Here is a 14840-nt window from a genome sequence, read left to right on the forward strand (position 1 = left end):
TGACCGCCGCGGCCGTTCCGGTGGCGGTCATGACGCTGGTCGTCCTCGCCGTCGCGCTGGCGGCACTGTCGGTGGGCCGGTTCCCGGTGCCCCCGGGCGACGTCGTGCAGATCCTCGCTGGCCCTGGCCGTCGCCGCCGCCGGCGCGCCGGTGCTGCTGCCCGCCGCGGCGGTGCTCGCCGTCCTGCTCGCCCTCGTCGTCCCGCGCCGGCGCCGCTGGGTGCTCGCCGTCCCGGTGCCCGCCCTCGCCCTGCTCGGCCCGCTCGTCCTCGAGGCGCTGGGCGACCTCGAGGCCGGCACGTGGCGGCTGCTGCTCGCCGACCCCGGGGCCGCCTACGCCGCCGCGCCTGCCGCGCCGTGGCTGGCCGTGCTTGGCTGGCCCGTCGCGCCGCCGGCCTTCCCCGGGCTGGACCCGGCCGCCGGCGGGATGGTCGGTTGGCTCGCCCGGTTCGCCCTGCTCGCCGGCGGCGCCGGCCTCCTGCTCGCCGCCCTGGCCGCGCTGCTGCGTGGCACCGGCCGGGCGCGGGCCGTGCGCGCGGGCTGGCTGGTCGCCGTCGTCGGCCTGGTCGCGGCCCTCGCCGCCGCCCGCACCGACGTCGCCCTCGGCGCCGGTCCGGACGGCACGGCCGCCGTCGTCGCGGGCTGGGCCGGCGCCGGGCTGAGCCTGGTGGTCCTCGGGCTGCTGCTCGCCGCCGTCGTCGCGGGTGACGGCGTCCAGGCCGCGCTCGGCACCCGCAGCTTCGGCTGGGCCCAGGTGGGCGCGACCGTGCTCAGCGTGCTGGCCTTCCTCGGCCCGCTCGTCACCGCCGGCGGGTGGTTGGTGGCCGCGCGCGTCGGGCAGGACCAGCCCACCGCCGTCTTCGCCCTCCACGGGCGCACCGCCCCGGCCGTCCCGGCGGTCGCCGCCGAGATGCAGGGCTCGTCGCAACGCTCCCGCGTGCTCGCGCTGACCCCGCTGGACGGCGAGGTCCGCGCCGAGCTGTGGCGCGGGCCCGGCCCGCAGCTGACCACGGCCGCCGCCGTGATCGGCGCGCGGGACCTGGCCGAGGCGACCGCCGCCGCGACCGGCGAGGGGGACGCCGCCGCCGACCCCGCGGCGACCGACCTCGCCGACCTCGTCGCCGCCCTGGCCGTCGGCGCCGCCGACGACGCCGCGACCCGGCTCGGCGCCCACGCGGTGAGCATCGTCGTCGTCCCGCCGGAGGCGCAGTTCGTCCCCGCGGGCACCGAGCCGACCACCGCCGAGCGACGGGCCCTCGTCGCCCGCCTGGACGCGACCGCCGGGCTCGAGCGCGTCACCGAGAACGCCTCGGGCACGGTCTGGCGCGTGGCCCGCGGCGCCGGCGACGACGCGACGCCGTCCGTCGCCCGCGCCCGGGTGCTCGACGCCGACGGCGCGTGGGTGCAGGACGTCGCCGCCGGCATGGTCGGCGTCCACACCGAGCTGCCGCGCGGGCCCGAGGGCCGGCGCCTCGTTCTGGCCGAGCGCGCCGACGCCGGCTGGCGCGCCTGGTACGACGGGCGCCCGCTGCGGGCCACCACCGACGGCTGGCACCAGGCGTTCGAGCTGCCCCCGCACACCGGAACGCTGACCGTGCGGTACACCGCCCCGCAGGGCGCGGCGTGGGGCTGGGCGCAGGGCGCCGTCTTCGGCCTGACCCTGCTGCTCGCCCTGCCCCTTCGACGCCGCCGGGAGGTGGACTGATGCGCTGGCGCAAGGACAAGGACGCCCCGGAGGCGGACGCCGCGCCGGAGTCCGTGGAGGCGACAGAGACGCGTCCGACCGGCGAGGCGGAGGCGGCGGCGGACGCCGGCGACAAGCCCGCACCGGCGGAGGAGCCTCCCGCACCGGCGGAGGTGCCTCCCGCGCCCGCTGCGGACGACACCCCCGAGTCCTCGGCCGCCGGCGGCCCCCAGGCCTCGGGCGACGGCGAGACCGAGACCCCGGCGGCGGCCGACCGCCCCTCCCGCGGCCGCACGGCCCTGCGCCGCGTCGGCGCGACCACCTCCGCGCTCCTGCTCCTCGGCGCCGCCGCGGGCGCCGTCGTCGCCGCCCAGTACCTGACCCCGGAACCCTCGGCGGCGGTCACCGCCCCGCTCGTGGACGTGCCCGCCGGCCCGGTGACCGCCGTGTGTGCCGGTCCGCCCACCCTGACCAGCGGCGACGGCATGTCCGTGGACCCCGACCTGGACCCGGCGGACGTCACCCCGGCCAGCCGCACCCAGCTGCTCACCCTTCCGCGCCCGGACGCCGCCGCAGGCGCGGCCACCTTCGCCCCGCTGGAGGGAGACGCGCAGCCCCTGGCCCGGAAGGGCGGGGTCCGCGCGCTCGTCACCGACCCGGCCGCCGCCGGGATCGTCCAGGCCGAGCCCGTCGGCGAGGTCAGCGCCCTGCTCGCCGGCGCCACCGTCGCCCGGACCAACGCCGGGGACCTGCGCGGCCTCGTCGCCACCGCCTGCCAGGCGCCGTCGTCGTCGAGCTGGCTCGTCGGCGGCGCAAGCGAGCCCGGCGCGAGCAGCCAGCTCGTCCTGACCAACCCCGGCCGCACGCCGGTGACGGCGAACGTCACGGTGTGGACGTCGCTCGGCGTCACGGACGCGCCGCTGCTCCGCGACGTGGTCATCGCGCCCGGCAAGCAGACCGAGGTCCTGCTCGAGGCCGCCGTCACGAGCGACCCGCGCCTGGCCCTGCGCGTGGACGCCGACGGCGGCGAGGTCACCGCCGTCGTCCAGGACGCCCAGCTGAGCGGCTTCGTCCCCGCCGGCGTCGACGCCGTCACGCCCGCCGGGCCGCCGGCGCTGCGCCAGACGATCCCCGGTGTCGTGCTCGGCGAATCCGGCATCGACGACGCCGCCAGCTCGGCCGTGCGGCTGGTCAACCCCGGGGAGGAGGTCGCTACCGCGCGCGTCGCCCTCCTCGGCCCCGAGGGGGAGCAGGCGATCGCCGGCGCCGAGGAGGTCGCGATCGACCCCGGCGCCGTGCTCGACCTCTCCCTCGCCGGCATCGCCCCGGGGGCGTACGCGGTCGCCGTCGAGTCCGACGTGCCCGTCACCGGCGCCGTCGTCCTGGCCCGCCCCGGCAAGCCCGGCGAGCTCGACCCCGACGTCGCCCCCGTGGACCGCGCGTGGACGGCCGCGGCCGCGCCGCTCAGCTCCGCGACGCTGCCGGTGCCGGCGCTCGGCCAGCTGGTCGACGCCGCCACCGTGACGCTGAGCAACCCGGCCGAGACGCCGGTCGAGGTCGAGCTCGTCCCCGTGAGCGCGAGCGGCGCGCGCGGGAAGCCGGTCGAGGTGAGCGTGCCGGCGAGGGCTACCGTGGCCAGGCCCGCCGCGGACCTGGGCGGCAAGCTAGCCGCCGTCGAGCTCAGCGCGCCGGACGGGATCACCGCCGCCGTCGTGCTCACCGCCAAGGCGCCCGACGGCGAGCTCATCTCGGTCCTGCCGCCCACGGCCGACCCGCACGCCCAGCGGGCGGTCCGCGTCGACGTGCGCTGATTTCCCTCAGGGGACGGGCAACGACCCCGTCGACGGTCTCGGGTAGCGGATGTCGCCGGTTCCGGAACAGTGGGACCTCGCAGGCTGCCGGCAGCGTCGCTCGACGAGGAGGAGACATGGGCAAGGTCGCCTGGGGATTCACGTGCTCGATCGACGGCTTCATCGCCGGACCGGACCACGACATGAGCTGGATGTCGGCCGCCGAACCGCTGGCCGCGGGCACGGTCGAGCGGATGGCCGGCGAGGTCGCGGTGATCATCGCCGGGCGGGCCGGCTACGACGCGGCGAAGGCGCAGCGGGACGAGCGTGACGAGACGACCTCCCAGGCCTACGGCGGCGCCTGGTCCGGGACCGAGCTCATCCTGACCCACCGACCGGAGGAGCTCGCCGATGACCCGAGCGTCGTCGCGATGAGCTGCGACGTCGTGGAGGCGATCCGGCGCGCCCAGGAGATCGCCGGCGACAGGGACGTGCAGATCATCAGCGCCGACATCGCGCGGCAGGCGCTCGAGCACGACCTCGTCGACGAGATGCAGGTCTTCGTCGCCCCGGTGTTCCTCGGCGACGGCGTCCGCATCTTCGAGGTCCCCGGTGGGCGCCGGATCGACTGGGAACTCGTCGAGATCTTCGACGACAGCCCCCGGAGCTTCGGGCGGCGGTACCGCCCGAAGCGCCGCTAGCTAGCCGCGCCGGTCACCGCCCCGGGTTGCCCGGCGCCGTCGTCTCGGCATCGTCGCCGTCCCGGCAAACTTCCGGACGCAATATCGGGACGGAGGTTGTCGCAACGCGTCAAGATCGTTACTGTCACATTCGTAACAACAGTAACAGGCGACACAGGTGTCACATTCACCACGCCGCGCCGACGCTGGGGAGGAGCGCGGGCGGTTGCCGCCGAATTGTCGCCACACTGCTTGATGGAGGACTGATGTCGAAGGCCGGACACACCCGGGCACTGCCCCGCGCCCAGGCGGGACGTGCCGGCGTGGGCCTCGCGCTCGCGGCGACCACCGCGGTCAGCGTCGCCGTGCCCGCCACCCAGGCGCAGGCCGCCCCCAGCCTGCCCACGGCCGCCCTGCACGGAGGCGCCACCGCGGCGCGCACGAGCGTCCCGAGCGCGGTGCCGCAGATGACCTACCGCGTCCAGCCGGGGGACACCGTCTCCCACATCGCGCTGCGCACGGGCTCGTCGGTGAGCGCGATCGTCCGGGCGAACAACCTCGACTCCCGCGCGCTCATCCGCGTGGGCCAGATGCTCAAGATTCCCTCGGCCGCGGGGACGACGGCGGCGGCCGCGGCGTCCACCCCGGCGCCCGCCGCCGCTCCGGCGTCGGCCGGGACGACGACGCACACCGTGGCCGGTGGGGACACCGTCTCGGTGCTGGCCAAGCGCTACGGCACGACGGTCTCGGCCATCGTGTCCGCGAACGGGCTGAAGTCCGCGAACCTCATCTACGTCGGGCAGCGCCTGACGATCCCGGGCACGGCGGCCCCGGCCGCCGCGGCGCCGTCCGCGCCGGCCCCGGCGAAGAGCCCCGCGCCCGCCAAGAGCTCGGCGCCCGTTCAGGCCTCCGGCGCCACCCACCGCGTCGCCGCCGGCGACACCGTCTCGGTGCTGGCCAAGCGCTACGGCACCACGGTCTCGGCCATCGTCGCGGCGAACAGCCTGCGCTCGGCGAACCTCATCCACGTCGGCCAGGTGCTGACGATCCCGGGCGGCGCCGCGAGCACGCCGGCTCCCGCCGCGCCGAAGCCCGCCGCGCCGGCGCCTGCCGCGCCCAAGCCCGCCCCGGCGCCGGCCGCGCCGTCCGCCCCTGCTGCGACGTCCGGCACCTACACCGTCCGCGCCGGCGACACGGTCTCCGCCCTCGCCAAGACCTGGGGGACCACCACCTCCGCCGTCGTCCAGGCCAACGGGCTGAGCAGCGCCGCGCTGATCTACGTGGGCCAGACGCTGAAGATCCCCGGCACGGCCAGCACGCCGACCGTCACCCCGGTGACCAAGCAGCTGGTCCCCAGCAGCTTCCTCGGCCGCACCTACCCCGAGGCCACCGTCAACGCCGCGAACGCCAACAAGGCGGCGCTGCTCGCCGTAGGCGTGCCCAGCCGCGCCGAGATGCAGGCGATGGTCGTCCGGGTGGCGCGCGAGATGGGCGTCGACCCGGCCCTGGCCCAGGCGCACGCCTACCAGGAGTCAGGCTTCAACCACGCCTCGGTCTCCCCGGCCAACGCCATCGGGACGATGCAGGTCATCCCGTCCTCGGGGGAGTGGGCCTCGCAGCTGGTGGGACGCCACCTCAACCTCATGGACCCCTACGACAACGTCGTGGCCGGCGTCGCGATCATCCGGGCGCTGCACAAGACCTTCCCGAACAACCTCGACTACGCCATCGGCGCGTACTACCAGGGTGCAGGTGGCGTGCAGCGCTACGGCCTGTACTCCGACACCAAGATGTACGTGAACGCCGTCAAGGCGCACAAGGCCCGCTTCTGACGCCACCAGGCCCCAGCACGCCGTCGTCCCCGGTCCGTTCCGGGGGCGACGGCGTGCTCTCGTTCGCGGCCGGATGACCAGGTGGTGCCTGCGCCCTTTGCCGGCGCGGTCACGGTGGCGTCTCGCCGTCCGTCCGAGGGCTCGGCCGCCCTGCCCACGCGCCCAGGACGGGCGCCGCGCGCGGTCCCTCAGGCGGCGACGTCGGCCCGCACGCGGGCGAGCAGCCGCCGCGCGGCCGCCGCCTGCTCGGCGAAGATGAGGTGGTCGGCGCCGGGGGAGACGACCAGCTCGACGTCGGCCCCGCGCCGCCACAGCGCGTCGGCGGTCTCCTCGACGCGCTCCATCGGGACCTCGGGGTCGTCCTGCGCCGCGCCGAGCACCACCGGCCGGCCGTCCCAGCGCCCCTCCACCGGGGCCCTGGTGCCCTCCGGGCCCAGGTAGCCGCCGGCGAGCAGGACCGCGCCCGCGTACGGCATGCGCGAGGACGCGATGTGGTGCGCCAGCACGCTGGCGCCCTGGCAGAAGCCGACCAGCACCGTGCGGGCGGGGGCGAAGCCCGACCAGGTGATCTTGGTGAGCGTGGCCTCCACCGCCTGCAGCGCGGCGTCGAGCTCGGGCTGGTTGGTGTCGATCGGGTCGGTCAGCGGGTTGGGGTACCAGCTGCCCTCCGGCGCGACGGGCGCGAAGTAGGCGGCCCGGGTCTCGCCGATCTGCTCGGCCAGGGCGCGCATGTCGGCGGCGTCCTGCCCGCGGCCGTGCATCGCCAGGACGGCGGTGGTGGCCAGGTTCAGCGGCGCGCCCCAGCGCTCGATGACGGGTCGCGACGGCCGATCCGTCATGTGTCGCCTCCCGGGGCCTTGCGTGGTCGTGCGCGTTCTTGTGACGCCGTCGTCCGAAGAACGTCGTTCATCTCATCGGACGCAAACTACCCTGGATGAGGACGTCATTTGTAAGAAAGCAATGACCGATACCCTTCGCCCCGTGACCGGGCCGTCCGGGCGGTCAGAAGTCGCCGGGGTAGTCGGGGTCGATGTCCTCCGGCGAGCGGCCCAGCATCCCGGCCACCTGCTCGACGAGCACGGCCCGCACGAGCATCTCCATCTCCTCGACGTCCTCCGCGCGGGCCAGGATCGGGCGGCGGTAGACGACCACCCGGTGGGTCAGCCCGGCGGCGGGGTCGGCGGGGAAGTAGCGCCCGAGCGCGACCGTGCGGTGCTCCCAGGGTGCGGGGTCCGACGGCGGCACCTCCTCGACGGCGAACTCCACCCCGTCGAGCTGCTTGGCCCAGCGGCGCTCGAGCCGGCGCACGCAGCGCAGCACGAGGTCGTCGAAGCGGTCCCCGCGGGTGCGCCACCCGGGCAGCGACGGGGGGATGAGGGGGCCGCGCAGGCCGCGCCCGTGGCGGTCCCGGCGGCGGGCCGGCCGGCGCACCGGCATGGCGGGCAGGGTCGGCTCGATGTCGGGCATCCCACGAGGCTAGTCGAGCGATCGGCGCCGGTCATGGCGCCGCCCCGGTTGCCCCTCACCGGCCCACTTTCCGCTCACCGGCCCGCTTGCTCCGGGCCGCCGCTTGCCGCTCACCGGCCGGCTTGCCGCACCCCCGCCCGCTTGGCCCTCCCACCGGCCCGTTTGCCCCTGGCCGCCCCGGGAGGTAACGCCGCTCACGGCGTGGATCCGTCGGTACCGGCACCGGACGCGGTAGCGTCGACCATCGTGAGAGCCGTCCGTCAGTGCAGCAGGTCCGCCTGCGACCGCGCCGCCGTCGCGACGCTCACGTACGTCTACGCCGACTCGACGGTCGTCCTCGGCCCGCTCTCCACCACGGTCGAGCCGCACGCCTACGACCTGTGCGACGTGCACGCGGACCGTCTCACCGTCCCGCGGGGCTGGGACGTCGTGCGCCTGGCGACCGAGTTCAAGCCCGCCAGCCCCTCAAACGACGACCTGGTCGCCCTCGCCGACGCCGTCCGCGAGGCCTCCCGCGCCAAGCCGCAGCACGCCGCGCCCGCGCAGCGCCCCAGCTCCGCCGCCCCGGCCCCGGTCACCCACCACCTGCCCGAGCCGCTGGTCGACGGCGAGATCGGCCGCCGCGGGCACCTGCGGGTGCTCAAGGGCGAGGGCGAGTAGCCGCGCCGGTACGCTGGCCACGCACCCGAGCCCAGGAGCAGCACCCATGAGCGAGACCTCGCACGCCCCCCACACCCCGCTTCTCGGGATCGACCCGTGGGTGCGGCAGATCCTGCGCTGCCCGGTGACCGGGGCCGACCTCGTCGACGGGGTGGGGCCGGACGGCCAGCCCGAGCTGGTCTCCACCAGCGAGGTCAACCCGCTCGCCTATCCGGTGCGCGACGGCGTGCCCATCCTGCTCGAGGACGAGGCCCGTCACGCCGAGCGCGTGCCCAGCGAGGACTGAGAGGCCGGTGCCGACCGCGGCCTGAGCCCGCGGCGGCCATGGCCTGAGCCCGCGGCGGCCGTGGCCTGAGCCCGCAGCGGCCGTGGCCTGAGCCCGCGGCGGCGACTCGGCGTCGACCCGCCCCACGCCGTCGGCTCCCGGACCCTCGCACGGCCGGGCCCGGGCCTTCGCACTAGCCTGTGACGCGGACCTCGCAGGGTCCGTCCGATCGAGCAGAGGGAGCACACATGTCCGCGAGCGGCGGCACCAAGGCGATCATCGCGGCCCTCACCGCCAACCTGGGCATCGCCGTCGCCAAGTTCGTCGCGTTCTTGCTGACGGCGTCGAGCTCGATGCTCGCCGAGGCGATCCACTCCGTGGCCGACTCGGGCAACCAGGTGCTCCTGCTGGTCGGCGGCAAGCGGGCGGCCCGGCGGGCCTCGTCCGTCCACCAGTTCGGCTACGGGCGGGCGCGGTACATCTACGCGTTCATCGTCTCCATCGTGCTCTTCAGCCTCGGCGGGCTCTTCGCGCTCTACGAGGCCTGGCACAAGTTCGCCGACCCGCACCCCATCGAGTCCTGGCAGTGGGTGCCGATCGTGGTGCTGCTGATCGCCATCGGCCTCGAGGGGCGCTCCTTCTCGGTGGCCATCAAGGAGGCGAACGCCGTCCGCGGCACGCACTCGCTGCGGGAGTACATCAGGGCCTCGCGGGCACCGGAGATCCCGGTGATCCTGCTGGAGGACTTCGGCGCGCTGGTCGGCCTGATCTTCGGCCTCTTCGGCGTGAGCATGACGCTCGTGACGCACGACGGCCGGTGGGACGCCGTCGGGTCGGCGGCGATCGGCCTGCTGCTCGTCGTCATCGCGATCTACCTCGCGCGGGAGATGTCGTCGATGCTCATCGGGGAGTCGGCGCTGCCCTCGCACCACCGGGCGATCGAGGCGGCCCTGCCCGGCGAGGGGATCGAGCGGGTCATCCACATGCGCACGATGCACCTGGGCCCGGACGAGGTCCTCGTGGCCGCCAAGGTCGCGGTCCCGGCCGGGGCGTCCGCCCCGGAGATCGCGGCGGCGATCGACCGCGGCGAGGAGCGCGTGCGCGCCGCGGTGCCGCTGAAGACGCTGATCTACCTGGAGCCGGACATCTTCCACGCCGAGCGTTCCGAGGCCGCGGGCACGGCGGCGGACGAGCGCCCCGCTGCGCCGTCGGGGCACTGAGGGAGCGCGCCCAGGCCCCGATTCCTGCTCCGTGGGGCTAACGGTGTACTTCCGTACGGCTATGCCAGCCGTTCCTTACCCATAAACCTTTGAAGGTGGCGCCCGACGGAACCGTGCGGACGCCTCAGCGCGTAGCAGCCAGTGGCACGGGAGAAGGGAGCAGGGCTGGGCCGTGGTCACTAGTGCCCTGCGTCCGAGGCAAGGTCGGCCAGCGGACAGTCCGGACTGCAGGGGCGCGGCGTGCCGGTCCACCCACGCGAGCGCAGCGCCAGCGCCACTTGGCGCGCCACACGGCAGGGTGTGATGGCGACATGTCGCCAGCGATACCGGAGCGTCAGCTCGCTGGCGAGGATGCCCACGGCGTTGTCGCGCCAGACGTCCGCGTCGGTGCGACCGAACGGGTGGGCCAGCTGTCCGTCGAGCTCCACCCGGAGGCGATACCGGCGGTACCGGCAGTCGGCACGTAACCAGAGCCCGTCGAGCACCTCGCGAACCTGAAGCGACGAGCGGGGCAGTCCATGGCTGCGCTCGATGCGGTGGTACCGGTACTCGAGCGGTGACTCGATGCCCTCGCTGACCGCACCCAGCAGCTCTGCCAGCAGGCGTCGGTGCCGAATCCGCCCGCGGAGCTGCAGTGCTTTGTGGATCTGCTCGGTGTCGATGTTGCGCTGCGCGGCCCGGCAGACCAGACCCACGACATCGTCCGCAGATGTCTGCCGCAGGTCCGCCATATCCAGCACGGTGTCGATCGGGCCGACGGTGGGCATCCGCCCCCATACGGCCGGCATGCGGCGGCGGTAGTGCACCTGGAGACCACGTTGACGTTGCAGCCGCCGCCCATGAGGAACGCTGACATGGACAACAGGCCCCGGCACGTCGACGAGGCTGTGCCGGTACGCCGCGCTGGCGTGGCTGATGGCCGCTCCTCGACCGGCGTACAAGAGCGCGGCCCGGGCACGGCTCGCCCAGCGGGGCTGACCGGTGTGGGTGAGGTAGACGCCCGGAAACAGCCGCAGCCAGCGGTTCGACGTCACCTGCCGGGAGATCCAGTCCGTCGTTGCGCCCAGCGCGAGGAGCTGGGCTCGAGCAACCACGCCATCCTGAGCGGTCGCCAGGCGGGCGATGCGTGGGAGATCGGCCCTGGGTGCCACGTGATGACGGTGCCGCAGCCGGTGAGGAGGCGGATTGGCGGCGCGGAAGCCCTGTGGACAGCGCGCGCCTGGTGACGCGCGCGCTGGATCGAGACCGAGACGGAGCCGTGACGCCGTTGACGCCTAGTGGTGTACATCCGTCAGGCTATGCCTGCGGTTCTTTACCCACTCGCGCATCGCGTGGGGGCGACGCGTCGGGGCGGCGGGACGACGGCGCCCGGGCGGCCGGGCGGCCCTGGGACGGGGCGAAGCACGACGGCCCGCGGCGCACGTGCGCCGCGGGCCGTGGAGCAGCTCCAGGTCAGCCGGTGATCCCCGCGACGAAGTAGGGGTTCTCCTCCAGCCACTGGTCGACGGCGGCGTCGTTGTCCTTGCCGTCCATCTCGTTGAACATGATGTTCTCGAGGGAGAACAGCTGCTCGTCGGTCAGGGTGAACTTCTTGATCCACCCGGCGACGTCGGGGTTGGCCTCGGCGAAGCCCTTGGTGCCCATCGTCTTGATCTCCTCGGCTGCGCCCATGGCGCCCTCGGGGTCCTCGAGGTCCTTGATGGGGTAGGCGTCGTAGGCCCAGTGCGGGCGCCACAGCGTCACGGCCACGTTGTTGCCGGCCTTGGTGGCGCCGTCGAGCTCGGCGAGCATGGCCGGCGTGGAGGAGATGAGGTACTCCATCTTCTCCAGGCCGTAGGTGGGGATGGCCTGCTCCTGGGTGGTCTTGGTCAGGCCGGCCCCGGCCTCGATGCCGACGAGCTTGTTGCCGAACAGGTCGGCGTTGTCGGCGAGCTCGGCGAGGGAGTCGATGGGCGCGTCCTCGTTCACCGCGATGGTGAGCTTGGCGTCGTCGTACCAGGTGCCCAGCTCCTCGAGCTTGTCGCCGTACTCGTCCATGTAGGACGCGTGGGTCAGCGGCAGCCAGGTGTCGAAGTTGAGGTCGTAGTCGCCTTCGGCGAGCCCGGTGAAGACGACGCCGGCGTCGGCGGTCTCGAGCTCGACGTCATAGCCCTCGTCCTCGAGGATGCGCTGCCACAGGTGGGAGACGGCGATGCCCTCGTCCCAGCCGGAGTGGACCCCGATGGTGATGGTCTTGTCGTCCTCCGCGGCGCCACCACCCGTCGCGGCACCGGCGTCCGTGGTCTCCGAGGGGCCGCACGCGGCGAGCGTGACGGCGACGGCGGCGGCGGTCGCGATGGCGGCGGCGCGGCGCATGGGGAGCTTCATGGAATTCCTTTCGTGAGCGCGGTCGGCGCTCGGTTCGTGAGCGCGGTCGGCGCTCGGTTTTCGTCGGGGGATTCGGACTGTGGGCCGGGCGGGGGCCCCGGCGGTGGCGCCGGTAGCGGTGGGCCCGGTACGGGGGCGGGCGCGGGCCATGGCGTCGCGCCGCTGCGCCTCCGGGCGGCAGGGGCGAGCCCCGCCGCCCAGGGGCCTCAGCGCTCGGCGCGGATCTTCAGGGCGCGGGCCACCGGTGCCCGGTCGCCCAGCGCCGCGGTGACGCGGTCGAGGAACATCGCGAGGATGACCACCGACAGACCGGCCTCGAAGCCGAGCGCGACGTCGACGCGCTGCAGGGCCTGGACGACGTCCTGGCCGAGCCCGGCGGCGCCGACCATGCCGGAGATGACCACCATGGACAGGGCCAGCATGATCACCTGGTTGACGCCGGCCATGATCGTCGGCAGCGCGAGCGGCAGCTGGATCTGGCGCAGGATGCGCCCCGGCGCGGCGCCGAAGGCGTGCCCGGCCTCGACGACCTCGCCGTCGACCTGCCGGATGCCCAGCTCGGTCATGCGCACGCCCGGGGCGAGCGCGAAGATCACCGTCGCCACCAGGCCCGGCACGACGCCGACGCGGAAGAGCACGACGGCGGGGATGAGGTAGACGAACGCCGGCATGGTCTGCATGAAGTCGAGGACCGGCCGGACGATCTTCGACACCGTGGCGTTGCGGGCGGCAAGGATGCCGACCGGGATGGCGATGACCAGCGCCACGATGCTCGCGACGAGCACCAGCGCCAGGGTCGCCATGGCGTTGTCCCACTGCTCGACGCCGTAGATGACCGCGAAGCCGATGAGCGAGCCGACGGCGAGCTTCCAGCCCTTGGCGAGGAACGCCAGCGCGGCGAGGACGAGCCCGACCACCCAGAACGGCGGGGTGGAGAGGACGAGCTCCAGCGCGTCGTAGCCCCAGCCGAGGATGGAGCGGACGATGTCGAAGGCGCGCCCGACGTTCATGGTCAGCCAGTCGACGAGCAGGTCGGCCCACTCGCCGACCGGGATGCGGAAGAGGACGTCGTTCATCGCTCGCCCCCCTCGCTCGCGCCGGAGCGGCCGACGGCGATCGGCCCGCCCGCGGACGAGGTGCCCTCCGTGGTGGTCGCCTCACCGGCGCCCGGGGTGCCGGCGGCCCCGGCCAGCACGCTCTCGCCGTCGTCCGGCGATGCCGCGGAGACGGCGGAGTCGGCGCTGGTGCTCGGCGCCATGGCCTCCAGCAGCGCCACGCGCGGGACGACGCCGACCAGCCGACCGCCGTCGTCGAGCACGGCCAGGGGCAGGCGCGCCTCGGCGGCCGGGGCGAACATCTCTGACAGGGGCGTCTCCACCCGCACGGCCGTGGTGTCGGGGTGGACGAGGCCCTCGAGGGTCGTGGCGCCCGCGCGGTGCGCGGCGAGCAGCTCGTCGTCGTACACCGAGCCCTGCAGGACCCGGCGGCGGTCGATGACGTAGCCGGCCGAGGCGTGGCCGTCGCGCAGCTCGCGCAGGGCCACGGCGGGCCCGGCGCCGGCCTGGATGGTGACCATGGGGCGGCGCATGAGCGAGCCGGCGGTGAGCACCCGGGACCGGTCGACGTCGGCCACGAACTGGGTGACGTACTCGTCCGCCGGGTGGGTGAGGATCTCCTCGGCGGTGCCGATCTGGACGATGCGGCCGGCGCGCATGACGGCGATCCGGTCCCCGAGGTACATGGCCTCGTTGAGGTCGTGGGTGATGAAGACGATCGTCTTGCCCAGGGTGGCCTGCAGCTCGACGAGCTGGTCCTGCATCTCGCGGCGGATCAGCGGGTCGAGGGCGGAGAAGGCCTCGTCCATGAGCAGGATGTCGGTGTCGGCGGCCAGCGCCCGGGCCAGGCCCACGCGCTGGCGCATGCCGCCGGACAGCTGCGAGGGCAGGGAGTCCTCCCAGCCGGCGAGCCCGGTGAGCTGGAGGGCCTCGGCCGCCTTCTCGCGGCGCTCGGCCGCGCCCACGCCCTGGATCTCCAGGGGGTAGGCGGCGTTGTCGAGGACCGTGCGGTGGGGCAGCAGCGCGAAGTGCTGGAAGACCATGGAGATCTTCTTGCGCCGGATCTGCCGCAGCTCGCCCGCCGAGACGCCGGCGATGTCGGCGCCGTCGACCTCGATCCTGCCGCTGGAGGGCGGCAGCAGGCCGTTGAGCATGCGGATCAGCGTCGACTTCCCGGACCCGGACAGGCCCATGACGACGAACGTCTCGCCCTTGGCGACCTCGAAGGAGGCGTCGATGACGGCGGCGGTGCCGAGCGGCTTGACCTCCTCGCGGGTCTTTCCTGCCCTGAGCCGCTTCACAGCTTCCTGCGAGCGTCGGCCGAAGACCTTGTAGACGTGTTCTGCGCGAATCGCGCTCACGTTCACCTCGTATCCGTTCAGGGTCGGGCGCCGTGCCGGGGGGAGGCACGTCGCCCGTCCACGCGTCGGTCGCGGGGGCACCGGCAGGCACCGCACCCGGGCGGGTCCGCAGCTTGGCCGCCCTACCGCGGTTCCCTGGGAGGAACCTGGGCGGCGGCGCCGCGACTCGCGACCTTGGAAAAATGGACACCTCACTATGGCAAAGATTCGGTGTGATGCACATGGGCGAGATCGTGCAAGTTAAGCCGATCGACATGGGGTATTCGTTGCTGTGGCGCGGATAGGTCCACATCACAGTTCCCGGAAATTTGTGACCGGATCGTGATCTATGTGACATCGTGGGCGCGGCAATCAATGAGGTGGCTCACGTTTTGAGCCGGTTTCGCGAACCGTCCTTGAGCCGCCGCGAGCGCCGCCCCGCCCCCCAAGGCGCCCGGGTCCGAGCGACGGCATGATGAGC

Annotated in this window: 13 protein-coding genes; 7 read left to right on the forward strand and 6 right to left on the reverse strand. The window is 74.3% G+C overall.

The window, feature by feature from the left end:
• The first annotated feature begins 150 nt into the window (after positions 1 to 150).
• The 4 genes from GD970_RS13205 to GD970_RS13220 all read left to right on the forward strand — a co-directional run bounded on the left by GD970_RS13205 (position 151) and on the right by GD970_RS13220 (position 5985).
• Positions 151 to 1704 (forward strand): hypothetical protein, encoded by a 1554-nt coding sequence (locus tag GD970_RS13205; RefSeq protein WP_152203371.1) that lies wholly within the window; start codon positions 151 to 153, stop codon positions 1702 to 1704.
• A complete protein-coding gene (locus tag GD970_RS13210) occupies positions 1704 to 3494 on the forward strand; it encodes a DUF5719 family protein (RefSeq protein ID WP_152203372.1) in 1791 nt (596 codons plus the stop codon). The genes GD970_RS13205 and GD970_RS13210 overlap by 1 nt, the downstream gene beginning before the upstream one ends.
• Positions 3495 to 3610: 116 nt before the next feature.
• Complete coding sequence (locus tag GD970_RS13215; RefSeq protein WP_152203373.1) at positions 3611 to 4174, forward strand: dihydrofolate reductase family protein; 564 nt, start codon at positions 3611 to 3613, stop codon at positions 4172 to 4174.
• A gap of 245 nt (positions 4175 to 4419) precedes the next feature.
• Positions 4420 to 5985 carry a LysM peptidoglycan-binding domain-containing protein gene (locus GD970_RS13220; RefSeq protein ID WP_226925338.1) on the forward strand — a complete coding sequence of 522 codons (1566 nt, stop codon included), beginning with the start codon at positions 4420 to 4422 and terminating at the stop codon, positions 5983 to 5985.
• Between the two features lie 188 nt (positions 5986 to 6173).
• Here the strand turns inward: GD970_RS13220 and GD970_RS13225 are convergent, their stop codons facing one another.
• The gene (locus tag GD970_RS13225; protein WP_152203375.1) at positions 6174 to 6824 is read right to left on the reverse strand and encodes an alpha/beta hydrolase; all 651 of its coding nucleotides are present in this window, start codon (positions 6822 to 6824) and stop codon (positions 6174 to 6176) included.
• Between the two features lie 163 nt (positions 6825 to 6987).
• Entirely contained in the window at positions 6988 to 7452 is a 465-nt protein-coding gene (locus tag GD970_RS13230; protein ID WP_152203376.1) for a metallopeptidase family protein, read from the reverse strand.
• Positions 7453 to 7698: 246 nt separating this feature from the next.
• Between GD970_RS13230 and GD970_RS13235 the strand changes: the two genes are divergently transcribed.
• From GD970_RS13235 to GD970_RS13245, 3 genes are all read left to right on the forward strand, one after another.
• Positions 7699 to 8112: a DUF3499 domain-containing protein gene (locus GD970_RS13235; protein ID WP_152203377.1), complete on the forward strand. Its 414-nt coding sequence runs from the start codon at positions 7699 to 7701 to the stop codon at positions 8110 to 8112.
• 46 nt (positions 8113 to 8158) lie between these two features.
• Entirely contained in the window at positions 8159 to 8398 is a 240-nt protein-coding gene (locus GD970_RS13240; protein WP_152203378.1) for a Trm112 family protein, read from the forward strand.
• A 227-nt stretch (positions 8399 to 8625) separates the two neighbouring features.
• Positions 8626 to 9597 carry a cation diffusion facilitator family transporter gene (locus GD970_RS13245; protein WP_152203379.1) on the forward strand — a complete coding sequence of 324 codons (972 nt, stop codon included), beginning with the start codon at positions 8626 to 8628 and terminating at the stop codon, positions 9595 to 9597.
• Between the two features lie 179 nt (positions 9598 to 9776).
• Here the strand turns inward: GD970_RS13245 and GD970_RS13250 are convergent, their stop codons facing one another.
• The 4 genes from GD970_RS13250 to GD970_RS13265 all read right to left on the reverse strand — a co-directional run bounded on the left by GD970_RS13250 (position 9777) and on the right by GD970_RS13265 (position 14380).
• Positions 9777 to 10748 carry a hypothetical protein gene (locus GD970_RS13250; RefSeq protein WP_152203380.1) on the reverse strand — a complete coding sequence of 324 codons (972 nt, stop codon included), beginning with the start codon at positions 10746 to 10748 and terminating at the stop codon, positions 9777 to 9779.
• A 301-nt stretch (positions 10749 to 11049) separates the two neighbouring features.
• The gene (locus GD970_RS13255; protein ID WP_152203381.1) at positions 11050 to 11964 is read right to left on the reverse strand and encodes a glycine betaine ABC transporter substrate-binding protein; all 915 of its coding nucleotides are present in this window, start codon (positions 11962 to 11964) and stop codon (positions 11050 to 11052) included.
• A gap of 206 nt (positions 11965 to 12170) precedes the next feature.
• Positions 12171 to 13040 carry an ABC transporter permease gene (locus tag GD970_RS13260; protein ID WP_152203382.1) on the reverse strand — a complete coding sequence of 290 codons (870 nt, stop codon included), beginning with the start codon at positions 13038 to 13040 and terminating at the stop codon, positions 12171 to 12173.
• Complete coding sequence (locus tag GD970_RS13265) at positions 13037 to 14380, reverse strand: quaternary amine ABC transporter ATP-binding protein (RefSeq protein WP_193314938.1); 1344 nt, start codon at positions 14378 to 14380, stop codon at positions 13037 to 13039. The genes GD970_RS13260 and GD970_RS13265 overlap by 4 nt, the downstream gene beginning before the upstream one ends.
• Positions 14381 to 14840 lie beyond the last annotated feature (460 nt).

The organism is Georgenia thermotolerans, from assembly GCF_009193185.1.
GTDB classification, from domain to species: Bacteria; Actinomycetota; Actinomycetes; order Actinomycetales; family Actinomycetaceae; genus Georgenia; species Georgenia thermotolerans.

Bases quoted from the DNA above. Each gene is read 5' to 3' on its own strand.
- GD970_RS13225 (WP_152203375.1), bottom strand. From the start codon at position 6,824: ATGACGGATCGGCCGTCGCGACCCGTCATCGAGCGCTGGGGCGCGCCG.
- GD970_RS13245 (WP_152203379.1), top strand. From the start codon at position 8,626: ATGTCCGCGAGCGGCGGCACCAAGGCGATCATCGCGGCCCTCACCGCC.
- GD970_RS13260 (WP_152203382.1), bottom strand. From the start codon at position 13,040: ATGAACGACGTCCTCTTCCGCATCCCGGTCGGCGAGTGGGCCGACCTG.
- GD970_RS13215 (WP_152203373.1), top strand. From the start codon at position 3,611: ATGGGCAAGGTCGCCTGGGGATTCACGTGCTCGATCGACGGCTTCATC.
- GD970_RS13255 (WP_152203381.1), bottom strand. From the start codon at position 11,964: ATGAAGCTCCCCATGCGCCGCGCCGCCGCCATCGCGACCGCCGCCGCC.
- GD970_RS13230 (WP_152203376.1), bottom strand. From the start codon at position 7,452: ATGCCCGACATCGAGCCGACCCTGCCCGCCATGCCGGTGCGCCGGCCG.
- GD970_RS13210 (WP_152203372.1), top strand. From the start codon at position 1,704: ATGCGCTGGCGCAAGGACAAGGACGCCCCGGAGGCGGACGCCGCGCCG.
- GD970_RS13240 (WP_152203378.1), top strand. From the start codon at position 8,159: ATGAGCGAGACCTCGCACGCCCCCCACACCCCGCTTCTCGGGATCGAC.
- GD970_RS13220 (WP_226925338.1), top strand. From the start codon at position 4,420: ATGTCGAAGGCCGGACACACCCGGGCACTGCCCCGCGCCCAGGCGGGA.